This window comes from Pedococcus aerophilus, assembly GCF_039532215.1.
Lineage (GTDB): Bacteria > Actinomycetota > Actinomycetes > Actinomycetales > Dermatophilaceae > Pedococcus > Pedococcus aerophilus.
Window position 1 is genome coordinate 1,565,301 of record NZ_BAAARN010000001.1, and the last position, 21,057, is coordinate 1,586,357.

Consider the following 21,057-nt stretch of genomic DNA (forward strand, 5'->3'; position numbering starts at 1 on the left):
GTATGGCGTGTGGTCCAGCGGGAACTGCAGACCGGCTACTCGTACACGAACTTCTGCGGGCCGGGAAAGATCCACGACAGGCCGTCGCGCAACCGGTCGCGCCAGTCCTCCCAGTTGTGGCCGTCGCGGGCTTCCACGTACTTCACCGTCATCCCGGCGCCACGGAACACGGGCACCATCGAGCGGTTCGGCGTGATGAGGGGCTCGTAGGTCCCGCAGGACATGAAGATCCGCTCGACGGGCCGGGTCGGCTTCTCCCGGTAGCGGTTGACGAACTTCACCACCGGGTCGAAGTACGGGCCACCCCCGTGGTCGGTGCCGATGTCCGTGAAGACCATCGACGCGGACTGCAGGAACAGCGAGCCGAACTCGCCCGGGTAGCGCACCGCCGTCGACAGGGACGCGATTCCACCGAAGCTGGACCCCATGAGGCAGCGGCCCTGCGGGTCGTCGAGGAGGGAGAGCCGCTCGGACAGCCGCGGCACGAGCTCGCGGGCGATGAACCGGGCGTGCGGCGCGTGGTTGGGGTACTCCTTCAACCGGTCGCGCGGCGGGACGAAGGCGACGACGAGCGGGGCGACGTCGAGGCGGTGGATGAGGTTGTCCAGCACTGTCTTCATGGCCGCGTAGTCGAGGTAGTCGGTGCCGTCGTGGACCACGAGCAGGGGGTAGCGCAGGGCGGTGTTGTACCGCGCGGGCAGATAGAGCTTGACGTCCTGCTCGCGGCGAAGAGCCTTGGAGCGCAACGTGTCCTCGACGATCTCGCCCTGCCGAGCCTCGGGGTCGTGGTGCACCCACTGGGGCACCTCGTAGCCCGTCGCCGCGCAGACCGAGCTCGACCCCATGGGCGAGTGCGCCACCTTGGGGTTGAGCGGGTCGTTGAAGCTCTCGTAGTGGTCGCCCCGCCGCGTCTCCAGCTGGTACTCCACGCGGGACCCGCTCGGCAGCACCGTCGTCGCGGCCCACAGGTCGGTGTCGGGCAGGCGGCGCATCGGGAGCGGGTCGGGCAGTCCGACGACGCGGTGGCGCACCCGCACCTCGTCGGCATCGCCGCGGAAGAGGAACGTCGCCCGCTCCCCCTCGATGACCGGGGACGGGTGCCGGGCGAGGAAGCGGTCGATGGCGGCCCCGTCGACGGGGAGCCGTTCGCGGAGCCGGTTGACGGCCAGTCGACGCTCGTTCACGCGTTCTCCCCCTGCTCGGTGGGCGCTGCGGCGCCGGGCGCAGGGGCTCCGAGCTCGTGGACGGCGCCGTCGGTGCCGAGGATCCGTGCCCCCTTGGGCAGTCCGCCATCGGGGGTGAGCTCCAGGGCCGTGCCGTCGTCGAGCAGCACGCAGTGCGCGTCGGTGAAGCGCCGCGCCATGACGGCGCAGCGGTCCTTGTCGTCCAGGCGGAGCCGCCGTCGCGCGTGCGGCAGGGCCACGACGCCCTTGACGCGGCCGAGCCCGCGGTCGAAGACCTCTGCCTCGGTCGCGCCTTCCGGCCCGAACTCGTGGAACAGCACGACGCGCTCCGTCAGGGCCATCGCGCCCGCCGACCAGGCGATCACCGGCAGGGTGTCGGGGACGCGGATCGCGAACAACCGCAACGCCCGCAGCAGGGTCCCGACGTGTCCGCCGGTCAGCACCAGGGCAGCGCTGTCGGCCAGCACGGCCTCGATCTCACCGCGGTGCCAGGCGATCACCCCGCTGGAGTCCAGCGGCGCGGCGGCATCGAGCTCGGCGTACAGGTTCTTGAGCTGCGCGGCATACCAGGCGTCCACGTGCCGCACCGTCTCGACGGCATCGTCCACCGCTCCGTATGCCGCGTGGGCGCCCTTCGCGCGCTGCTCCCCCTCGCGGGTGCGCCGGACCACGGCGTACAGGCCGTCCATCGCGTGCTGGAGGCGCAACCGGTAGAGCGACAGCAGGGAGTCGTGGTGGTCGCGGAAGGACAGCGCCGCCGCGGCGAACACCTCGTCCTTCTCGATGACGTCGAAGGTCCGGTGGTAGAGCCTCAGGTGGGTGGCCCGGCCCTCGAGGACGGCGTCGAGCTCCTCGACGGAGTCCTCGCGCTCCTCCCATCCGGCGTTGACGGTCGCCACGCGACCCTCGACGCCGAGCGAGCGCAGGGCGGTGCCGGCGGTGGTCATGAACCGCTGGGGTCCGAGCAGAATGGTGCGCATCAAGGAGATTCGTGACTAACCGGCGTGCACGTGGATCGAGCTGCCGACGTCGTCGAGCATCCCGCGGAGGGTGTCGTAGTCGGGGTGGCGCATGCGGACGTAGGCGTTGGCCATGTACCCGGCCTCGACGGCCTGGGTGTGGTGGCCGACCGGAGGGAAGTGCGCGTCGATGACCCACTCGCCGTGGCGGGCCTGCATCTCGTCGATGCCGCTGTACCCGGTGATCTGGCCATCGGCGTCGGGGCGCAGCGCGACGATGCCGGCGGAGAAGGGGCGCAGCATGGGGCGCTCCGGGACGCCGTGGACGATGACGTGCGCCCACTCGCGGTAGACGTCGACGTCGTTGCTGGCGGAGTAGAGGTCCCAGCACCCGACACCCGGCGGACGGCAGCCGATCTCGGAGAACTTCAGGCCCTTGGGACCGTGGAACCACTCCATGTGCGTCGCGGAGGTCTCGATGCCGAGAGCCGTGATGACGCGCTGCCCCATCTCGGCGACCTCGCGGTAGAAGTCGGAGTCCGCGATCCGGTTGGTGGTGACGAACTGCGGCGAGATCCAGCGGGTGCGCATCGCCTCCAGGACGTTGGGGTAGTAGTGCGTGGTCCAGTCGTGGACGATCCGGCCGCCGCTGGTGATGGTGTCGTAGAAGCCCTCGTGGCCCTCGACGAACTCCTCGACCGCGATCGAGGCCGCGCCGTGGCTGCCGAAGTCGACCAGCGCCCGGGCGAGCTCCTGGTCGCTGTCGACCCGGGTGGTGTCCTTGGCTCCGGCGCCGTCGCGGGGCTTGAGGATGAGCGGGTAGCCGTGCTCCTCGGCGAACGCCCACACCTCGTGGGCGTGGTCGACGCCACGGGAGGCGGCGGTCGGGACCCCGGCCTCGCGCAGCGCCTGCTTCATCGAGGGCTTGTCGCGGCACAGCCAGGTGGTGCGGACGGAGGTGCCGGGGATGCCGGTCGCCTCACGGACGTGGGCGGCGGTCATCGTGTGCGCCTCGACGGTGGCCTCGAGCCGGTCGACCCAGACCTTGGTCTGGATGAAGCGGACCGCCTCGGTCATCTCGTGCAGGCTGGTGACCGAACCGACGCGGTAGTAGCCGGTCAGCGCGTCGCGCAGCTCGTCGTCGAGCTGCCACTCCTCGGACTCGCCGATGCCGATGACGTCGGCACCGACCGAGGCCAGCGCCAGGGCGAACCGGCGCTGGTTGGCGGGGAACCCGGGCTCGACGAAGATGACGTTCACGGGATGACCGTAGCGTCGTCGAGCAGGGCGTGGCAGGACGAGACGCGCTCGCGCCACCACCGCACCCGGTCGGCCGGGGCCGCCCACCGCTCGAGGAGGGACTCGTCCGCCTGCACGCGGCCGACGGGCAGCACCCCGCCGCGGGGCTCCAGCGGGGGGTCCACCACGTCACCCTCGAGCAGGGCCACCGTGCCCAGCCCGCAGGCGTGGTCGAGGTCGGGCAGGGCGGCCGCGAGCGCGACCCCCGCCGACATCCCGACCGAGGTGTCCAGGGCCGACGAGACGACGGCCGGCAGCCTGCAGGCCTCGACGACCGCCAGCGCCCGGTGCACCCCTCCGAGCGGGGCGACCTTGACCACGACGAGGTCCGCAGCTTCGAGCCGAGCGACCCGGATCGGGTCCTCGGCCTTGCGGATCGACTCGTCCGCGGCGACGAGCACGTCGATCCCGCTCCGCGCCAATGCCACCCGCAGGTCGCGCAGCTCCTCGACGCTCGCGCAGGGCTGCTCGGCGTACTCCAACCCGTAGGCGGACAACCGCCGCAGCGCCTCGGTCGCCTGCTGCACGGACCAGCCACCGTTGGCATCGACCCGGATGCGGCCGGCGGGTCCCAGCGCGTCCCGCACTGCGGCGACGCGGTCGACGTCGTCCTGCACCGACTGACCCCGCTCGGCGACCTTGACCTTGGCGGTGGTCGCCCCGTCGAACCGCGCCAGCACGCCAGGCACCCGGTCCGGCGCCACCGCCGGGACGGTGGCGTTGACCGGGACGTGCGTACGGCGCGGGGCCGGCCACGCGCCATACGCCGCCTCGATCGCGGCTGACAACCAGCGGGAGGCCTCCGGGGGCTGGTACTCCAGGAAGGGCGAGAACTCTCCCCAACCGGAGGGCCCGTGCAGCAGCGCGGCCTCGCGCACCTCGACGCCGCGGAAGCGGACCCGCATGGGGATCGAGACGACGTGCAGCCCCGCCAGCAGGTCGTCCAGGGCGGGCATCCCGGTCGGGGACGGGTGCGAGGTCACCCGCCCATCCAACCGCGCCCCGGCGCCGGCCGGTGCCGCACCCTCGCTCGCGCCTGCCTGCGTCCCAGACCCCGCGGCGGCAGGGTCAGGCTGCGCTCACCGCCTTGCGCACCTCGTTGGCGGCGAGCGCGATGAAGGCGGCAGCGCACAGCACCATGGCGATGTTGGACGGCAGCTTGTTGCGCCACTCCTTCGGCACCCGGTCGGTGTTGAGCAGCCACAGCAGGGTGATCGACAGGAACGGCATGAAGAACGCGCCGAGCACGCCGTAGGCGAGGATCAGGTAGACCGGCTTGCCGAGGAACATCATCAGCATCGGCGGGAAGGTCAGCCACAGGATGTAGGCGCGGTACCACTTGCCGCCGAGCCCGACGTCGGGGTGGTCCGAGGCCAGACCACGGACGTGACCCACGAAGTCGGCGAACATCATCGAGACGCCGTTCCAGACGCCGACGAGCGAGGACATGGCGGCCGCCCAGAAGCCCACGAGGAAGACGCTCCCGGCCCACACGCCGTACCGGTCGGCCAGGACGTCGGAGAGGTTGAGCAGGCCCTCGTCACCGGTCTTGATCGCGATGTTGGCCGAGTAGAGCAGCTCGGCGCCGACGATGAGGGTCGACACCACGAAGATGCCGGTGACGACGTACGCGACCGAGTTGTCGATCCGCATGACCCGCATGTGGCCGGGCGTGGTCCAGCCCTTCTCCCGGATCCAGTAGCCGTAGGCCGCCAGGGTGATCGTGCCCCCGACGCCGCCGGCGACCGAGAGGACGTTGACCAGCGCACCGTCCGGGATCATCGGGACCAGGCCCTTGGCCAGCTCCGGGAGGTTGGGCAGGGTGAGGATGGCGGCGCCGACCATCGTCACGAACATGATGCCGACCAGTGCTGCGCAGACCTTCTCGAACAACGCGTAGCGGCCCCACCAGACGAGGGCCAGGCCAATCAGGCCGGACAGGATGCCCCACACGGCCACCGGCAGGAAGGGCATGAGCGAGTGCAGCGGCAGGCCGGTGCCGGCCATGGCGGCGGCGCCGTAGACGAATCCCCAGATGACGATGTACGGCCCGAAGTACCAGGTCGTCCACTTCCCCAGGCTGGACCAGCCCTGGTAGATCGTGCGCCCGGTGGCCAGCGAGTAGCGCCCGGCGCCCTCGACGAGGACCACCTTCATGATGCAGCCGACGACCACCGTCCACAGCAGGGCGTAGCCGTACTTGCTGCCCGCGATGAGGGTGGCCACGAGGTCCGCGGCACCCACACCCGTGGCGGCGACCACCAGCCCGGGGCCGATGAGGGACCAGCCGGGTCTGCGCCCATCGGTCGTGGTCGAGGGGGTCGTGTCGGTGGCACTGGCCATGGGGGCACTCCGGTGTCGTCGCTGACAGGAGCGACCCACGCTACCGAGAAACGGACATACCGGTCCATCGTGGGCAGTGGTCGTCGACGGCACGTACGGTGACGGGTATGCCTACGTTGTCCGACTTCTCCGCCACCACCCTCGAGGGTTCCGACCAGGACCTGTCCGCCTATGCCGGCAAGGTCGTCCTCGTCGTCAACACCGCCAGCCAGTGCGGCTTCACGCCCCAGCTCGGCGGGCTCGAGGAGCTCTACCGCACCTACGCCGACCAGGGCCTGGTCGTCCTCGGGTTCCCCTGCAACCAGTTCGGCGGCCAGGAGCCCAACACCGAGGAGCAGATCGGGGCGTTCTGCGAGCGCAACTACGGCGTCTCGTTCCCGATGTTCGCCAAGGTCGACGTCAACGGGGACGACGCGCACCCGCTCTACGACTGGCTCAAGTCGGAGAAGGGCGGCCTGCTCGGGTCCAAGATCAAGTGGAACTTCGCCAAGTTCCTCGTCGGCCGCGACGGCCAGGTCGTGAAGCGGTTCTCCCCCACCACCGAGCCGGCCAAGCTCACCGACGACATCGAGAAGGCGCTCGCCGCCTGATCACGCCGCACTCGTCCGCGCTCGTCCGCGCTCGTCCACACTCGTCCGGGGCGCTCCACCAGACCGGTGGGGCGCCCCGACTCGTCGCCGGCGCCGCGCGGGTAACCTCGCGGGCGTGACCGAGCAGCGAGACGTCAGCGAGACCTTCGACCCCGAGGCGTGGGACGTCGTCGAGGGGTTCGACTTCACCGACATCACCTACCACCGGGCCCGCGGGCTCGGTGCGGTGCGGATCGCCTTCGACCGGCCGGAGGTGCTCAACGCCTTCCGGCCACACACCGTCGACGAGCTCTACCAGGCCCTCGACCACGCCCGACGCACCTCCGACGTCGGCGTCGTGCTCGTCACGGGCAACGGCCCCGGCCCGGCTGGGACGGGCGCCGAGGGCAAGTGGGCCTTCTGCTCCGGCGGCGACCAGCGCATCCGCGGCCGCTCGGGCTACCAGTACGCCAAGGACGGTGCCGACGACACCGCAGCCGGCGTGGACGAGCGACGCGTCAAGGCCGAGGGCGGCCGGTTGCACATCCTCGAGGTGCAGCGGCTGATCCGGACCATGCCCAAGGTCGTCATCGCCGTCGTCCCCGGCTGGGCGGCCGGCGGTGGGCACTCGCTGCACGTCGTGTGCGACCTGACGATCGCCAGCCGCGAGCACGCACGGTTCAAGCAGACCGATGCCGACGTGGGCTCCTTCGACGGCGGCTACGGCAGCGCCTACCTCGCGAAGATGGTGGGCCAGAAGTTCGCCCGCGAGATCTTCTTCCTCGGTCGCACGTACACGGCCGAGGACATGCAGCGGATGGGCGCGGTCAACATCGTCGCCGACCACGCGTCGCTCGAGGCCGAGGCGCTCCAGGCCGCGCGCGAGATCATGGGCAAATCGCCCCAGGCGCAACGGATGCTCAAGTTCGCCTTCAACCTGCTCGACGACGGGCTGATGGGCCAGCAGGTCTTCGCCGGCGAGGCGACCCGGCTCGCCTACATGACCGACGAGGCCGTCGAGGGCCGCGACCAGTTCCTCGAGAAGCGCGACCCCGACTGGTCGCCGTACCCCTGGTACTTCTGAGCTCCAGCCGAGCCCCTGCCCGGAGCCCGGCCCCCAGCCCCGGCCCGGCCCGGCCCGGCCCCCAGCCTCAGCCCGACCCGCCGAGGTCGACGTCGTACGCCTCGTACACCAGGTCGGCCCCCTTCTGCCGGTGCCGCACGAGCTGACCCATCAGCGTGGTGACCTCCTCGCGGAACACCGGCAGGTCGGCCATGGTGCCGGCGTGCTCGAGGACAGCGAGGTACGCGTCGATGTCCTCGCCATACCTCTCGTGCTCGCGCAGCAGGCGCTGGACCCGGCCGGCGAGCCTGGGTGAGTCGCGCCGTACCGAGGCGTAGAGCCCACCGGGGCGCTCGGTGAGGTCGACGTGGTCGCGGAAGTCGTGCGACAGCTCGGCGAGCGCGGCCCGGACGCGCTCACGCCACGCGCCTCCACGGGCGATGGGTGAGGCGAGGGCCTCGTCGACGGCCGCGACCGAGTCCCGCAGCTCTGCGCGGTGCCCGCGCACGCGCTCGAGGTATGCCGCGAAGTCCGCGTCCATGGCGCCTCCCGCAGCCATCCTCCCGCCAGCGGGTGGCGTCGTCCAGCCTCCGGCTAGCCTGACGTCGTGACGTCCCTGCGCCCCCTCGCGATCGCCTCCGGACCCGCTGCGGCACAGGCCCTTCCCGTCCTCCGCGAGGCCATCGGTGGCGAGTTCGCCGTGCTCCCGTATGCCGCCGGCGGCCACCCCGCCGAGGTGCCCGACCGCGCAGCACCCGACCCCGGGACCGCGATCGTCGTCGGGACGTCCGGCTCCACCGGCACCCCCAAGCTCGCGATGCTGCCGGCGGCCGCGCTCGCGGCGAGCGCCCGCGCGACCCACGAGCGGCTGGGGGGCCCGGGGTCGTGGCTGCTGGCCATGCCCCCGCACCACATCGCCGGGGTCCAGGTCCTGCTGCGCTGCGTCGCGGCGGGCACCGAGCCCGGCTTCGTGGACCTGGCTGCCGGGTTCACGGCCGCGGCGTTCACGTCGGCAGCCCGCTCCTTCGCCGGCGACCGCCGGTACACCGCGCTGGTGCCGACGCAGCTCCTGCGGGTGCTGGACGATCCCGAGTCGACCCGGGCCCTGGCGGGGTTCGACGCCGTGCTCCTCGGCGGTGCCGCGACCTCGCCCGCCCTGCTCGTGCGCGCCAGGGAGGCGGGCGCGACGGTCGTGACGACGTACGGCATGAGCGAGACCTGTGGCGGCTGCGTCTACGACGGCCGCCCCCTGTCCACGAGCACGATCCGCACCGACGACGAGGGACGCATCCACCTCAGCGGGCAGACGCTGGCCAGCGGGTACCTCGGCCGCCCGGACCTCACGACCGCTGCCTTCGTCACTGACGAGGACGGCGTGCGCTGGTTCCGGACCGACGACCTCGGACACTGCGACCCCGAGTCCGGCCGGTGGCACGTGGACGGCCGGGTCGACGACGTGATCAGCACCGGGGCGCTGAAGATCTCGCCGCGCGTCGTCGAGGACGCGCTCACCTCGCTGCCCGACGTCGCCGAGGCGGTGGTGCTGGGACTCGAGGACCCGGAGTGGGGGCAGGTCGTCGCAGCCGCGGTGGTCGTCCGCCCGGGGGTCCCGCACCCCTCGGTGGTGCAGGTCCGGTCGGCGTTGCGCGGCGCCCTCGCCGACCACGCACTGCCCCGCCGGTTGCTCGTCCTCGACGAGTTCCCGCTGCGCGGACCGGGCAAACCCGACCGTGCGGGGATCGCCGCGTTGTTCCACACCCGGCCATGACACGATGGGGACATGCTCCGGCTGCTCCCCTGGCTCGTGACGGTCGCCCTGACCGTCTATGCCGTCGTGGACTGCATCCAGACCGACGACTCGCGCATCCGCAACCTGCCCAAGGTGATGTGGATCCTGCTCGTCCTGCTGTTCCCGCTCGTCGGTCCCATCGCCTGGCTCCTCGCCGGGCGACCGCCGAAGCCCAAGCGCGGTCGCGGGCCGAGTCCGCAGCCCCGTCCCCCGCGTGGCCCCGACGACGACCCGGACTTCCTCCGTAGGCTCTGAGCCAGGCCCTGTCGCCCGGGCCAGACCCCCGCCCGCATCCCCACGGCAAGCGAGAACACACACCGAATGGCCACCCTGTCCCAGTGGATCGCCGGTGCGCGCCCACGCACCCTCCCCGCCGCCGTCGCGCCCGTCGTGGTCGGCACCGCCGCCGCCGCACCGCTCGAGCGGGCCGACCTCGGGCTGGGGCTGCTCGCCCTGCTCGTCTCGCTCGGCCTGCAGGTCGGGGTGAACTACGCCAACGACTACTCCGACGGCATCCGCGGCACCGACGCGGACCGCGTCGGCCCGATCCGGCTCGTCGGCCAGCACAAGGCCCAGCCGGAGAACGTCAAGCTCATGGCATTCGCGTTCTTCGGTGCCGCAGCCCTGGTCGGGCTCGCGCTGGTCGCGATCAGCGAGGCCTGGATCATGGTCCCGCTCGGCGCCCTTGCCGTGCTGGCCGCGTGGAAGTACACCGGTGGCGACAACCCCTACGGCTACCGCGGCCTCGGCGAGCTCTACGTCTTCGTCTTCTTCGGTCTCATGGCCACCCTCGGGACGTTGTACACGCAGGCCAAGGAGATCACCTCGCTCGGCGTCTACGGCGCCGTCGGGATCGGGGCGATCGCCTCCGCGATCCTCGTCGCCAACAACCTGCGCGACATCCCCACCGACCGCGAGAGCGGCAAGCTCACGCTTGCCGTCCGCCTCGGCGACCGCGGCACCCGCGTCCTCTACGTCGCCCTCGTCGTCGTCGCGGTCGTGATGGTCGTCGCGATCAGCACCCAGCAGGTCTTCGCCCTCATCTCGCTGCTGTCCCTCGCCGTCATCGCCAAGCCGCTGCGGGCGTTGCTGTCCGGAGCGACCGGCCGCGATCTCGTGCCCGTCCTCGCGTCCACGGGCCTCTTCGAGATCGTGTATGCCGTGCTGCTCGCCGCCGGTATCGCCCTGAGCCTCGCGGTCTGAGCGCCACCTGTCGTCAGCGCGCCTGGCTCGCGCTGACGGAGGGGGCGGACGCGTCGTACCAGCGCAGCACGCGCAGCGCCCTCAAGGTGTTCCACCGACTGGGCCCGCCGTCGGGCTCCTCGAACCGGAAGTGGACCTCGCCGGCATGGGTGTTCTCGAGCAGCCAACGCCCGTCGCCCTGGCGTTTGCTGCGGACGTGTTCGACGGCTTCGGCCAGCCGCGGATCCGGAGTGCCTCCACGCAGGGCGAAGTACTCCGTGGCCTTGAGCAGGTCGTAGTGCCAGCGCGGGGGGTAGGAGAACAGAGCCCACTCCGGGTCGACCACCTCCCCCGTGCGTGCTGACCGGAAGAGGTTGCGCCGCAGCAGGTACTCCTCTCCCTTCGCCCGAGCCCGACGGACCTCGTCAGATCCGCCGGTCCAGCGCTCCCACCTCAGCAGAGCGTCGACCACGTCCAAGGTGCTTGCGAACGAGGACGGCGCCGGGCGCGTCGTGGCCCAGCAGTTCCAGCCACCATCAGGCATCTGGTCAGCCACGAGCCGCTGCACCGGCAGGTCGACGTCGACGCCCAGGTAGGTACCGATCAGGATCGTGCCGGCGTTGATGCAGCAGTCCACCTCGCCGGCGAAGAACGGCAGGCCGTCGTACTCCCAGCGGCAGTTGCGTTCCACCAGGTGTGCGGTCTCCTGCAAGGCCGGGCCGCCGGGCGGCACTCCCAGGTGGCACAGGTCGAGCAGCACCGGGTAGGTCGCGGTCCAGGGCTGGCCCGGTTCGGCACCCGACTCGTCGGTCGGCGCGTCGGCCGGCGCGTCTGTCGGCGCCTCGGTCGGCGCCTCGGTCGACTCTCCCTCGGTGGACGGGAAGGGCGGCGGTGGCTCACCGGCAGCCAGAGCCCGCGCGGTGGCCTCAGCGAATGCGGCGGTACCGGGAAAGCAGGCCCCGTTCGCCCACAGGCCATCAGGAGCCCGCTGTGCCAGCAACCGAGCACCCCAGCCCTCGTGCTCAACCCGCGCCCGCTCGGTCGCCACCTCGGCCTCGGAGGCCCCGACGAGGTCACGAAGCACCTGCCAACGGATCGCTGGATCGCCCTGCAGCAGCCACTGCACGACCGGATCGTCCTTCGCCATCGGGGCTGCTCGTGGCAGAGGTGCGGCCTGGTCATTCATCGGCCCCATCCCTCGACCCCTTCCGCAGTCGGTGTCCGTCCTCCTGTGGAAGATAGCAATGCGAAGGCGTGAGAGGCGCCGGTCCACGCTCGTGACGACCACCAACACCCGCTCAAGAAATGCTCTGGAGCGCAGGCATCTCGTGGCGCGGGCAGGGCAACCACCCCGCGCGCGTGGGCGGGGTGTGGAGCGGGGTCACGCTGGCTCCTGCGCAGCCCGCCGGGCGAGCAGCTGGTCGTAGCTGCCCAGGGTCAGGTCCCACTCGACCCGCTCACCCCCGCCGCCCTCACCCAGGCCTGCCACGACTTGGCCTGCGAGGCGTCGGGAGTGCACGACGGTGTGGTGCCGCCCGCACAACAACGCCGCATTACCCACATCCGTGACCCCGAAATCAGCCCAGTGCACCAGGTGATGGGCATCAGCCCACTGCGCCGGCACCGAGCACCCCGGGAACGTGCACCCACCATCACGCAGCCACAACCTGCGCGTCTGCGCCGTCGTGAACAACCGCGCCGCCCGCCCCTGGTCCAGCACCTCCCCCGCCGACCCCAGCACCACCGGCAACACCGACGCGTCACACGCCAACCGGCGCACCGTCTCCGGGGCGATCAACGTCCCGGCATCAGCCCCACCCACCGTGACCCCAGCGCCACGCACACCGCTGGCCAAGGAAGCCCAGTCCACCGTCACCACCAGCTGCGCCTTCGCGACCGGACCCACCCCCTGCCCCGCCGCCACCGCCCGCCGCACCAAGGCGACCAGGGCCTCACCGCGGCGCTGGTCACACGACCGCAGGTCACGCTCACCCTCGACCGGTCGCGGCGCGGACAACGGACCCAACGCCGCCTCCAGCACCGCCCTGCCCTCGGTATCCAGCACCAGCCGGTACTCCGAGATGCCCGACCCGTCATCCGCCGGCCCGGACAAGGCCACGAACCGGCGTGCCACGTCCTGCTCGACCTGCAGCTGCCCATCGCGGCCGTACCGGGCCAGCAGCGCCGGCCGAACCATCCGACACCCCCGCGGACCGTGCTCGACCGCCATGTCGACCAGGCCCGCCAGCACGTGCGGCTCCGCCCCGGCCGCGAGCACCGGCCGCAGACGGTCCGCCTCCGTCACCACCACCGCCGCCGACCGCACCGGCAACCGCCCCGACTGCACCGCCACCCGCACCGGCTCGTTCACCGGCTTCGCGAACGCCGCCGCAACCTCGACCACCGCCCGAGCCCCACCCGCCCGCGTCGACGGCGCGAACTCCCGCACCCACTGAACCGCAGTCATCGCCCGCACCCCCGAGCCGGGCTCACCACGGTCGATGGCCTCACCCACCACCGCCACCCGGGCCGCGTCACACACCGACCCCAACGCATCGACCTCACCCAACAGCTCCGCCAACCCACCCACACCACCAGCAGTGCAACCACTAGCGGAGCTGCCATCACTGGTGTTGCCAGGTGCCTGCCACAACCAGTCACCGATCCCGGTCAACGCCACCCGGGCAGCCGCGATCGCCTCGCGTCGCTGCTCCAACGTCTGACCTTGACCCATACACCGACACTACCGGCGACCACCGACAGCCCACCCCACCCGGACCACGACGAAACCCGTTGCCCCGCAACACATTCCACGCCATACCAAGACTGCGGATGTCAACCACAGACCGCCCACCTGTGGACGACGAGTCCGCGCGCCGTCAGCTGGGATCATCCCGCGGCTGGCTCGCCGGGCGGGGTCGCCGGTCCCCGCTGAGGCGTCGCCGAGGAGTGCCCGGACAGCGGTGACGGCAACAGCGCGCCGACGGTGAGCCCGGCGAGACCGGCGAGGTACTCGTTGACCTGTTCACCGCGCACCGAGAGGTAGATGACTGCTCCCAGGGTCGCGAGGGCTGCCACGACGACTGCCAAACTCGCGACCCGGGAGGTGAACTCGTCCCGCATGACGACCTCCGAACTGGGCCCGACGGGTTGTCCGACCCCTGTCTGAAGGAGGCGGCCGACCTACCGGTGATACGGGATCCCGCACGCCTTCACCGTGCACCTTCACCAGGTTGCGGATGTGGATCGTCCGCAACCGGGTCTACGGTGACGCCATGGCGGGGACGACCACGGGAAGAGCCACGGGGAAGCGCGCGACGACCGCGCGCGCGACGGCGGACGAGCTGAGGGTGGAGGCACTCGGGCCGGACACGTGGGCGGCATACGCAGCGCTCATGGAACGGCACAACGGGGTGTTCGGCGGGTGCTGGTGCACGTACTTCCACACCATGGCGGGCGAGAAGACGTACGAAGCCGACTCCAACCGTGCCCTCAAGGAGCGCCTGGTCCGCTGCGACCGCGCCCACGCAGCGCTGGTCATGCACGGCGACGAGGCGGTGGCGTGGTGCCAGTACGGCAGTCCCGACGAGCTGCCGAACATCTACCACCGCAAGGAGTACGAGCAGACCGCGGAGCGGCTGCCCGACTACCGCATCACCTGCCTGTTCGTCGACAAGCGGTACCGCCGCTCGGGCGTCTCCGCGGTCGCGTTGCGGGGAGTCCTCGACCTCGTCGCGGCAGCCGGGGGTGGTGTCGTGGAGGGGTACCCCCACGACAACGACGGCCGGAAGAAGTCGGTGCTCTACTCCGGCACCCGCGCCCTGTTCGAGCGCGAGGGCTTCACCTACGACCGCCCCAAGGGCCCGGGCAACTGCGTCATGGTGACCACCGTCGCCGCAGCCCGCTGAGGTCACCGTGGGAGCCCGTCCGTCGGTCACGTGGGACCAGGCCCTGTCCTGGCGTATGCAGCGTCACCTCCTTGCGCCGGTCGGCACCTCCGCGGTGGCGGACGTCGTACGACGGCTCGGTGCCGTGCCGTCGATGGACGAGTCGCTGGCCGAGCTGGCCGTCCGCACGCGCCAGACGCGATCGGCCCCCGGCGCCCTGGCGACGGCGCTGGCCGATGGCACGGTCATCAAGGCCTTCGCCTTTCGCGGTGCCGTCCACTACCTGTCCCCCGAGGACGGCGGCGCCTACCTCGCACTCAGGTCCGCCGGCCGGCAGTGGGAGCGCACCAGCTGGGTGGACTACTACGGGCTGAGCGCCGAGGCCTGGCCCGACTTCCGGGCCGCGGTGCGCGACGCCGTCGCCGACCGGCCCCTGACGGTGATCGAGCTCGGTGCGGCCCTGGCCGGGCACCGCGCCTACCGCCACCTGGAGCCGGTGTTCGACGAGGGCGCGGGCACGCTCGTCAAACCGCTGACCTGGCAGGGCGACGTCAGCATCGCCCCCGCTCGCGATGGTCGGCTCACCCTGCAGCGGCTCGACACGAACACCCACTGGCGCGGCATCCCTGCACTCGACGACGCAGGCCGGCACGCGGTCAGGCAGTACCTGCGCACCTACGGGCCCACGACGCGCGAGCACGTCCACCACTGGCTCGGCAAGGGCCTCAGCGCCGGCCGAAAGCGCCTCGACGGATGGCTCGACGCCCTCGCCGACGACGTGGTCGAGCTCGACGTCGACAGCACCCAGGCCCTGCTCCTGCGACCGGACCTGGACGACCTCCTCGCTGCCGAACCGTCGGACGCGGTGCGGTTCCTGCCCGGCCACGACCAGTGGGTCCTGGGGCCCGGCACCAAGGACGAGCACGTCACTCCCCCTGCGCTGCGCGACCTGATGACCCGCAAGGCCAACCCCGTCCTCGGTGGCGGCGTGGTCCGCGGCACCTGGTCGAGGAGGCGCGAGGCGCTGCTGGTGTCCTGGCTGGCCCCGCAGGCACCGCCACGGGGGAAGCTCGAGCAGGAGACGGCACGCCTCTCCGAGATCCTCGGCGCAGAGCTGGAGCTCGAGCTGCACTGACCGAGCCGCACCTGCGCTCCGGACCTCTCACCGAATGACCATGGACGCGCAACCCAAACGGTGCCAGCGTGTCCCTGTGACGCGCGTCGTTGAGGCCGACTACCTCGTGGTGGGGGCCGGTGCCATGGGGATGGCCTTCACCGATGCCCTCGTCGACCACGCGGACGTCCGGGTCGCGCTGGTCGACCGTCGGCATGGCGTCAGTGGGCACTGGCTGGGCGCGTACCCCTTCGTCCGGCTCCACCAGTCCTCGTGCTTCTACGGCGTCGCCTCGACCCTGCTGGGTGGCGGGCGGCTCCAGCAGCACGGTCCGGAGCAGGGCCTGCAGGAGCGGGCCACCCAGCCGGAGATCTGCAGCTACTACGCGCAGGTCCTCGACCGGCTGGTGGAGGGCGGCCGCGTCGAGTTCTTCCCCAACACCGAGTACGTCGGCGAGCGCAGGTTCGTCTCACGGGTGTCGGGCGCCGACTTCGAGGTCCCGCGCCGCTGCCGGGTCGTGAACGCCCACTACCTGTCGCCGAGCATCCCCGCGGAGACACCGCCTCCCTTCGCCGTCGCCGACGACGTGCGGGTGGTGCCGGTCAACGACCTGGCGAGGCTGGACGTGGCGCCCAGCCAGTACGTCGTCGTCGGCTCGGGCAAGACCGCCACCGACGCCTGCATCTGGCTGCTCGCCCGAGGAGTCGACCCGGACGCGATCTGCTGGGTCCGTCCACGCGACCCCTGGATGCTGAACCGAGCGGTCATCCAGCCGGACCCGGTGGTCTTCCTGGGCATGCTGGCCGACCTCATGGAGGCGGCCCGCCACGCCCGCTCCCTCGACGCGCTGTTCCTGCGCCTCGAGGAGCTCGGGATCATGCTGCGGATCGACCGCACCGTCACCCCGACGATGGCCAAGGCGCCCACCCTGGCCGGCTGGGAACGCGACCAGCTGAGCACCATCGAGAATGTCGTGCGACGCGGGCACCTGCAGTCCGTCAGCCGTGGACGGCTCACCTTCGCCGACGGGTCGGTCGCCGTGGCGCCGGACGCCGTCGTGGTGCACTGTGCGGCAGACGGCCTCAGGATCCCGGGGACGGTGCCGGTCTGGGGCCCCGAGGCGATCACCCTGCAGACGGTCAGGGCGGGCTTCCCGTCTTTCGGGGCGGCGGTGACCGGCTACGTCGAGGCGACCCGTGACGACGACGTTGAGAAGAACCGGATCTGCTCTCCGTCGCAGTACGGCAACACCCTCTCGGACTGGGCCCGGATGATCGTCCAGGGCACCCGCAACGCCGCAGCCTTCTCGGCCGAGGACGACATCCGGGAGTGGTCGGCGGGTGTCGCCCTCAACCCGGCGCGCACACCGCCCGGTCGCGCCGGGTCGGCCGAGCTCGACGACGTCCGGGAACGCCTGGCGACCCACACGCCAGCGGGCGTGGCCCGGCTCGTCGAGCTCGGGTGAGCCGACCGGCGCTCACGCAGCCGGGCGCCCCACCCTGTCGAGGAACGCCAGGGTCCGCTCCATGAGCAGGGCGGTCGCCGCGGCGTCGTAGGCCGGTAGCGAAGAGTCCGTGAACAGGTGCTCCTCACCCGGGTAGAGGAAGACCTCGGCCTGGTCGGTGGACGCCGCCAGCTCGCGGGCCGCGTCGAGGTCACCGCCCTCCTCGGCGAAGAACGGGTCGGCCTCCATGCCGTGCACCTGCACGGGGACGCCGTCCGGCCAGCGCTCACCGAACTCCGAGACCGGTATGCAGCCGTGCAGGAGCAGCGCGCCCCGCGCCCCGGCACGGGTCTGGGCGAGCTTCTGCGCCGGCATCGCCCCCATCGAGAACCCGGCATAGACGAGCTCGGGCGACAGGTCCTCGGCAATGGCCACGCCGCGCTCGAGGACCGTACCGAAGCCCACGGACCGGGCGTGCGCCATACCCTCCTCGATCGTCGCGAACGTCGCGCCGTCGAACAGGTCCGGCGTGTGCACCGTGTGCCCTGCCGCACGCAGCTGCTCGGCGAAGGCCTGCACCCCCGGGGTGAGCCCCTGGACGTGGTGGAACACGACTACCTCAGCCATGGCGAATGGTCCTTCCTCATCGTTCTGCTGAACGATCCATGAATCTGGAACGTTCTGTGAGAGTAGTCTGAGCACGCCATGCCTGACAACACCCCGCCCGACGCGACGCCTGACGCCACGCCCGACGCCACGCCTCCCGGCTACGAGCTCGCCGACCGGTTCGCGCTGACGACGCCGGCGCAGGTCCGCGCGATCAGCAACCCCGTGCGCACGGCGGTCCTGGGCCTGCTCCACGAACGGGCCGCCACGGTGACCGAGCTCGCCACCGCGCTCGGCCGGCCGAAGAGCACCATCGCCCACCACGTGAAGACACTGGCCGACGCGGGGCTCGTCCGCGTCGTCCGCACCCGCCGGGTCCGCGCCGTCGAGGAGCGGTTCTACGGCCGCACCGCGCGGATCTTCTACGTGGCAGTGGAGCGTGGTGCCGAGGAGCCGGACCTGCCCGGCGACTTCAACGACTTCGAGGTCGCCGCCCAGGAGTCGGCCGCCGCCTTCCGCGACGGGACGCTCTGGGGCTTCATCCGCCACGCCCGGCTCCCGCAGGAACGGGTCGGCGAGTTCTGGGAGCGGATGGCTGCCCTGGTGCAGGAGTTCGACGAGCTCCCCCGGTCGGGCGACACCGTGTACGGCTTCGCCGTCGGCATCTACCCGACGGACGGGCCCCGGCTACCCGACACCGACGACTGAGGCGCAGTCGCTCAGCGGTACTCGACCGGCCCGCGCTCGTCCTCGGTGTCCTCGTCGCCCTCGTCGCGCCCGTGCACCGTCCCGTGGCCCGCGGCCGCGGCGGCCTGCTTCGCCTCGGTGCGGCGCTGGACCCGCTCGGCCAGCTGACGGGTGCTCTCCTCGCGGAACCGGGCGAGCACGAAGTACGACAGCACCATCGAGATGAGGGCGCTGAGGACGAGCAGCATCCACTGCTGGTCCTGGTCGCGCAGGCCGACGAGCCAGAGCAGCGAGAGCACCCCGAAGAAGATGAGGATTCGCAGGACGGAGTACCGCAGCATGGTTCGGGTGGATCCTTTACAGGCCTGAGTAGGAGTGCTGGCCGACGAAGAACACGTTGACGACGGCGAAGTTCACGATGATGCAGGCGTAGCCGGCCAGGGCGATGTAGCTCGCCGTCTGGCGGCTGATCCCGCTGGTCGCCCGCGAGTGCAGGTATGCCGCGTAGACGACCCAGATCACGAAGGTCCAGACCTCCTTGGGGTCCCAGTTCCAGTAGGACGCCCAAGCCTGTCGGGCCCAGATGGCCCCGGCGATGAGGGTGAACGTCCACAGCGGGAACGCGACGATGTGCAGGCCGTAGGCCGTGCGCTCGAGGGAGGCGGTGTCGGGGAACCGGTCCAGGACGCTGCTGCGGCCGGACCGAGCGAAGGCGTCCTTGACCAGGTAGATGGCGGTGGCCGCCGCCCCCAGCGTGAAGATCGCGGTCGCGAGCACGGCGACGGTGACGTGGATGATGAGCCAGTAGCTCTGCAGCGACGGGAGCAGCTCTGCGGCCTCGGTGTACCAGACGCGGACGGCCATGCCGAGGACGAGCAGGATCGGGCCGGTGATGAACAGGCCCAGCCAGCGCAGGTCGCGCTTGGTCGCCCAGACCGAGAAGGCGATCGAGGTGAACATCGAGCCCATCACGGCGAACTCGAACATGTTGCCCAACGGCCAGCGCTCGACGGACAGCCCGCGCAGGACGACCGAGACGAGCAGCAGCATCCCGCCCAGCCAGGTCGTCGTGGCACCGATGCCGGCAGCCGCTCGGGCGCGGGACGGGACGTCGGACTCGTCCGGCTTGCCGGGGCGACCCGGACGTCCGGCGTGGGTCGCGGACGCGGCCGACTCGGCCTCCCCTGCAGGGGCGCCCGCCGCGACGAGCTCGCGGTCACGGTCGACCGCGGCCTCGGCCTCCCGGGCACCTGCCCGGTCGCGCGCCGGGAGCAGCCCGGCGAGGTAGACGGCGTAGCACAGCATGGCGATCGTGAAGACCGCCATCGCGGAGTAGAGGCTGACGTTGGCGTAGCCAGCCAGGGTCTCGTCGGTCATGCGCTGCCCAATCGTCGTTGCACGGTGGCGAGGATGTCCTCGACCACCTCCTGGAGCCCGTCGTCGTCACCCTTGGCGAGTCCGCCGACAGTGACCACGGTACGTCCCGCGTCCTGCGCAGGCGAAACCCGGACGAAGACCCGGCGACGGCGCACCACCAGGGTCCCGATCAGCCCGGCCAGCGCGAGGAGCGCCGCACCCAGGGTGATGAAGCGGCCGGGGTCGTGCCGGATCGACAGCCCGGCGAACCGGTCGACGCTGTCGAAGCTGATCGTGCCGCGGTCGCCGGGAAGCGTGTACGTCTGCCCGGGCTCGAGCCAGATGCGCAGCGGCTCGCCCTTGGCCGTCTCGACCTGGGTCATCTCGTCGGTGTTGAGGACGTAGACCGACTGCGGCCGACCGCCGGGGAACAGGGTGCCCTCGAACAACGTCAGCGCGAGGGCCGGCTTCTTGGCGTCGGGGAAGACCGAGGTCGGCCCCTTGTCCTTGTCGATGATCGCCGTCGGCAGGAACAACCCGGAGAAGCCGAGCTGCTTCGGGCCCGCGCCCGTGACCTTGACCGCGCCCACCGACGTGTAGTTGTTGTCCTGGGCGAGGAAGGGGACTGGCCCGCTGTAGGTCTCGTTGCCGTCCCTGTCGCGGACCGTGATCACGGGGGCGTAGCCGTTGCCGAGCAGGAACACACCGGCGCCGGTCATCTCGAGCGGGTGGTTGACCTTGATCGTCGACTGCTTCCCCGCGGCACCGGGCTCGGCCTCCGTGGTGACGTGCGCCGTGAAGTCGCGGGGCTGGCCGAACTGGCCACGACCGGTGACGTTCTCCTCGAAGGTGGCGTCGAGGCGGTCGACCTTGAGCGTGAACGGCGACAGGTCGGACGGGTCGACCCACGGTCCGGGGCTGAACGTGTCGTACTGGAGCAGCGTGTTGGAGAAGGTCTTGCCGACGGGGATGATCACGTCACCCTTCCACCCCCACAGGTGGCCGATCGCGACTCCGACGATGACGAAGATCAGCGAGAGGTGGAACAGGAGGTTGCCGGTCTCCTTGAGGTAGCCCTTCTCGGCGCTGACAGAGGTCTCGTCGTGGGAGTCGGTGCGGAACCGCTTGCCCCGCAGCACCTCTCGGGCGGCGTCCAGCGCCACCTGCGGCTCGACGTCCAGCTCGAGCCGGCCGGACGCCGGCAGCCGCTCCGGCCGGGCCGGGGCACGCGGCGGCTTCGAGCGCATGGCGGTCCAGTGCACCTTGCTGCGCGGCAGGACGCAGCCGACGAGCGAGATGAACAGCAGCAGGTAGATCGCCGCGAACCAGGGTGAGGCGTAGACCTCGAAGAAGCCGAGCTTGTCCAGCAGCGGCCCGGACTTCGGGTGGTTGGCGATGTAGTCCGCCGTCCGCGCCGAGTCGATGCTGCGCTGCGGCCAGATCGAGCCGGGGACGGCGCCGATCGCGAGCAGCAGCAGGAGGAACAGGGCGGTGCGCATGCTCGTGAGCTGGCGCCACATCCAGCGCAGCCACCCCACGAGGCCCAGCTTCGGCTGGGTGATGCTCTCGGCCATG

General features: G+C 71.4%; 22 protein-coding genes. 9 read left to right on the top strand and 13 right to left on the bottom strand.

Annotated elements, in window-relative coordinates; all coding sequences use genetic code 11:
* Window positions 1–35: 35 nt before the first annotated feature.
* The 5 genes from ABD286_RS07430 to ABD286_RS07450 form a co-directional block, all read right to left on the bottom strand.
* Window positions 36–1,184 carry an alpha/beta hydrolase-fold protein gene (locus ABD286_RS07430; RefSeq protein ID WP_344191725.1) on the bottom strand — a complete coding sequence of 383 codons (1,149 nt, stop codon included), beginning with the start codon at window positions 1,182–1,184 and terminating at the stop codon, window positions 36–38.
* Window positions 1,181–2,164: a Type 1 glutamine amidotransferase-like domain-containing protein gene (locus tag ABD286_RS07435; protein ID WP_344191727.1), complete on the bottom strand. Its 984-nt coding sequence runs from the start codon at window positions 2,162–2,164 to the stop codon at window positions 1,181–1,183. The genes ABD286_RS07430 and ABD286_RS07435 overlap by 4 nt, the downstream gene beginning before the upstream one ends.
* A gap of 15 nt (window positions 2,165–2,179) precedes the next feature.
* A complete protein-coding gene (locus ABD286_RS07440) occupies window positions 2,180–3,403 on the bottom strand; it encodes an ATP-grasp domain-containing protein (protein ID WP_344191729.1) in 1,224 nt (407 codons plus the stop codon).
* Window positions 3,400–4,398 (bottom strand): o-succinylbenzoate synthase, encoded by a 999-nt coding sequence (locus tag ABD286_RS07445; protein ID WP_344193304.1) that lies wholly within the window; start codon window positions 4,396–4,398, stop codon window positions 3,400–3,402. The genes ABD286_RS07440 and ABD286_RS07445 overlap by 4 nt, the downstream gene beginning before the upstream one ends.
* Before the next feature lie 112 nt (window positions 4,399–4,510).
* On the bottom strand, window positions 4,511–5,785 hold the full coding sequence (locus tag ABD286_RS07450) for an Nramp family divalent metal transporter (RefSeq protein ID WP_344191731.1): 1,275 nt from the start codon (window positions 5,783–5,785) through the stop codon (window positions 4,511–4,513).
* Window positions 5,786–5,892: 107 nt separating this feature from the next.
* Here ABD286_RS07450 and ABD286_RS07455 point away from each other — a divergent pair, with 107 nt between their 5' ends.
* Together ABD286_RS07455 and ABD286_RS07460 are read left to right on the top strand one after the other, a co-directional pair.
* On the top strand, window positions 5,893–6,375 hold the full coding sequence (locus tag ABD286_RS07455) for a glutathione peroxidase (protein WP_344191734.1): 483 nt from the start codon (window positions 5,893–5,895) through the stop codon (window positions 6,373–6,375).
* A gap of 115 nt (window positions 6,376–6,490) precedes the next feature.
* Window positions 6,491–7,438, top strand: coding sequence for a 1,4-dihydroxy-2-naphthoyl-CoA synthase (locus ABD286_RS07460; RefSeq protein WP_344191737.1), 948 nt, complete (start codon window positions 6,491–6,493; stop codon window positions 7,436–7,438).
* 67 nt (window positions 7,439–7,505) lie between these two features.
* Here the strand turns inward: ABD286_RS07460 and ABD286_RS07465 are convergent, their stop codons facing one another.
* Window positions 7,506–7,976 (bottom strand): hemerythrin domain-containing protein, encoded by a 471-nt coding sequence (locus ABD286_RS07465; protein WP_344191739.1) that lies wholly within the window; start codon window positions 7,974–7,976, stop codon window positions 7,506–7,508.
* Between the two features lie 48 nt (window positions 7,977–8,024).
* Between ABD286_RS07465 and menE the strand changes: the two genes are divergently transcribed.
* The 3 genes from menE to ABD286_RS07480 all read left to right on the top strand — a co-directional run bounded on the left by menE (window position 8,025) and on the right by ABD286_RS07480 (window position 10,409).
* On the top strand, window positions 8,025–9,185 hold the full coding sequence (gene menE, locus ABD286_RS07470) for an o-succinylbenzoate--CoA ligase (protein ID WP_344191741.1): 1,161 nt from the start codon (window positions 8,025–8,027) through the stop codon (window positions 9,183–9,185).
* A 12-nt stretch (window positions 9,186–9,197) separates the two neighbouring features.
* On the top strand, window positions 9,198–9,461 hold the full coding sequence (locus ABD286_RS07475) for a PLD nuclease N-terminal domain-containing protein (RefSeq protein WP_344191744.1): 264 nt from the start codon (window positions 9,198–9,200) through the stop codon (window positions 9,459–9,461).
* A 66-nt stretch (window positions 9,462–9,527) separates the two neighbouring features.
* Window positions 9,528–10,409 carry a 1,4-dihydroxy-2-naphthoate polyprenyltransferase gene (locus tag ABD286_RS07480; protein ID WP_344191746.1) on the top strand — a complete coding sequence of 294 codons (882 nt, stop codon included), beginning with the start codon at window positions 9,528–9,530 and terminating at the stop codon, window positions 10,407–10,409.
* 13 nt (window positions 10,410–10,422) lie between these two features.
* Here the strand turns inward: ABD286_RS07480 and ABD286_RS07485 are convergent, their stop codons facing one another.
* The 3 genes from ABD286_RS07485 to ABD286_RS07495 all read right to left on the bottom strand — a co-directional run bounded on the left by ABD286_RS07485 (window position 10,423) and on the right by ABD286_RS07495 (window position 13,511).
* On the bottom strand, window positions 10,423–11,535 hold the full coding sequence (locus ABD286_RS07485; RefSeq protein ID WP_344191748.1) for a hypothetical protein: 1,113 nt from the start codon (window positions 11,533–11,535) through the stop codon (window positions 10,423–10,425).
* A gap of 234 nt (window positions 11,536–11,769) precedes the next feature.
* The gene (locus ABD286_RS07490; protein ID WP_344191750.1) at window positions 11,770–12,903 is read right to left on the bottom strand and encodes an HNH endonuclease signature motif containing protein; all 1,134 of its coding nucleotides are present in this window, start codon (window positions 12,901–12,903) and stop codon (window positions 11,770–11,772) included.
* 374 nt (window positions 12,904–13,277) lie between these two features.
* Entirely contained in the window at window positions 13,278–13,511 is a 234-nt protein-coding gene (locus ABD286_RS07495; protein WP_344191753.1) for a hypothetical protein, read from the bottom strand.
* A gap of 116 nt (window positions 13,512–13,627) precedes the next feature.
* On the opposite strand from ABD286_RS07495, the gene ABD286_RS07500 reads away from it, so the two are divergent.
* The 3 genes from ABD286_RS07500 to ABD286_RS07510 all read left to right on the top strand — a co-directional run bounded on the left by ABD286_RS07500 (window position 13,628) and on the right by ABD286_RS07510 (window position 16,854).
* Window positions 13,628–14,296 carry a GNAT family N-acetyltransferase gene (locus ABD286_RS07500; RefSeq protein WP_344191756.1) on the top strand — a complete coding sequence of 223 codons (669 nt, stop codon included), beginning with the start codon at window positions 13,628–13,630 and terminating at the stop codon, window positions 14,294–14,296.
* Between the two features lie 7 nt (window positions 14,297–14,303).
* A complete protein-coding gene (locus tag ABD286_RS07505) occupies window positions 14,304–15,410 on the top strand; it encodes a DNA glycosylase AlkZ-like family protein (protein ID WP_344191759.1) in 1,107 nt (368 codons plus the stop codon).
* A 76-nt stretch (window positions 15,411–15,486) separates the two neighbouring features.
* Window positions 15,487–16,854 (top strand): NAD(P)-binding protein, encoded by a 1,368-nt coding sequence (locus tag ABD286_RS07510; RefSeq protein ID WP_344191761.1) that lies wholly within the window; start codon window positions 15,487–15,489, stop codon window positions 16,852–16,854.
* Window positions 16,855–16,866: 12 nt separating this feature from the next.
* Here ABD286_RS07510 and ABD286_RS07515 read toward each other — a convergent pair whose 3' ends face one another.
* On the bottom strand, window positions 16,867–17,460 hold the full coding sequence (locus ABD286_RS07515) for a dienelactone hydrolase family protein (protein WP_344191763.1): 594 nt from the start codon (window positions 17,458–17,460) through the stop codon (window positions 16,867–16,869).
* A 78-nt stretch (window positions 17,461–17,538) separates the two neighbouring features.
* On the opposite strand from ABD286_RS07515, the gene ABD286_RS07520 reads away from it, so the two are divergent.
* Window positions 17,539–18,147: an ArsR/SmtB family transcription factor gene (locus tag ABD286_RS07520; RefSeq protein ID WP_344191765.1), complete on the top strand. Its 609-nt coding sequence runs from the start codon at window positions 17,539–17,541 to the stop codon at window positions 18,145–18,147.
* 11 nt (window positions 18,148–18,158) lie between these two features.
* On the opposite strand, the gene ABD286_RS07525 is transcribed toward ABD286_RS07520, so the two are convergent.
* The 3 genes from ABD286_RS07525 to resB are packed head-to-tail and all read right to left on the bottom strand — an operon-like array spanning window position 18,159 to window position 21,056.
* Window positions 18,159–18,467 carry a DUF4229 domain-containing protein gene (locus ABD286_RS07525; protein ID WP_344191767.1) on the bottom strand — a complete coding sequence of 103 codons (309 nt, stop codon included), beginning with the start codon at window positions 18,465–18,467 and terminating at the stop codon, window positions 18,159–18,161.
* A gap of 16 nt (window positions 18,468–18,483) precedes the next feature.
* Window positions 18,484–19,503, bottom strand: coding sequence for a c-type cytochrome biogenesis protein CcsB (gene ccsB, locus ABD286_RS07530; protein ID WP_344191769.1), 1,020 nt, complete (start codon window positions 19,501–19,503; stop codon window positions 18,484–18,486).
* Entirely contained in the window at window positions 19,500–21,056 is a 1,557-nt protein-coding gene (gene resB / locus ABD286_RS07535; RefSeq protein WP_344191771.1) for a cytochrome c biogenesis protein ResB, read from the bottom strand. Before resB ends, ccsB begins: the two co-directional genes overlap by 4 nt.
* Window position 21,057: the final 1 nt, after the last annotated feature.

Bases quoted from the DNA above. Each gene is read 5' to 3' on its own strand.
- ABD286_RS07435 (WP_344191727.1), bottom strand. From the start codon at position 2,164: ATGCGCACCATTCTGCTCGGACCCCAGCGGTTCATGACCACCGCCGGC.
- ABD286_RS07445 (WP_344193304.1), bottom strand. From the start codon at position 4,398: ATGCCCGCCCTGGACGACCTGCTGGCGGGGCTGCACGTCGTCTCGATC.
- ABD286_RS07450 (WP_344191731.1), bottom strand. From the start codon at position 5,785: ATGGCCAGTGCCACCGACACGACCCCCTCGACCACGACCGATGGGCGC.
- ABD286_RS07455 (WP_344191734.1), top strand. From the start codon at position 5,893: ATGCCTACGTTGTCCGACTTCTCCGCCACCACCCTCGAGGGTTCCGAC.
- ABD286_RS07465 (WP_344191739.1), bottom strand. From the start codon at position 7,976: ATGGCTGCGGGAGGCGCCATGGACGCGGACTTCGCGGCATACCTCGAG.
- ABD286_RS07475 (WP_344191744.1), top strand. From the start codon at position 9,198: ATGCTCCGGCTGCTCCCCTGGCTCGTGACGGTCGCCCTGACCGTCTAT.
- ABD286_RS07480 (WP_344191746.1), top strand. From the start codon at position 9,528: ATGGCCACCCTGTCCCAGTGGATCGCCGGTGCGCGCCCACGCACCCTC.
- ABD286_RS07485 (WP_344191748.1), bottom strand. From the start codon at position 11,535: ATGGCGAAGGACGATCCGGTCGTGCAGTGGCTGCTGCAGGGCGATCCA.
- ABD286_RS07495 (WP_344191753.1), bottom strand. From the start codon at position 13,511: ATGCGGGACGAGTTCACCTCCCGGGTCGCGAGTTTGGCAGTCGTCGTG.
- ABD286_RS07500 (WP_344191756.1), top strand. From the start codon at position 13,628: ATGTGGATCGTCCGCAACCGGGTCTACGGTGACGCCATGGCGGGGACG.
- ABD286_RS07515 (WP_344191763.1), bottom strand. From the start codon at position 17,460: ATGGCTGAGGTAGTCGTGTTCCACCACGTCCAGGGGCTCACCCCGGGG.
- ABD286_RS07520 (WP_344191765.1), top strand. From the start codon at position 17,539: ATGCCTGACAACACCCCGCCCGACGCGACGCCTGACGCCACGCCCGAC.
- ABD286_RS07525 (WP_344191767.1), bottom strand. From the start codon at position 18,467: ATGCTGCGGTACTCCGTCCTGCGAATCCTCATCTTCTTCGGGGTGCTC.
- ccsB (WP_344191769.1), bottom strand. From the start codon at position 19,503: ATGACCGACGAGACCCTGGCTGGCTACGCCAACGTCAGCCTCTACTCC.
- resB (WP_344191771.1), bottom strand. From the start codon at position 21,056: ATGGCCGAGAGCATCACCCAGCCGAAGCTGGGCCTCGTGGGGTGGCTG.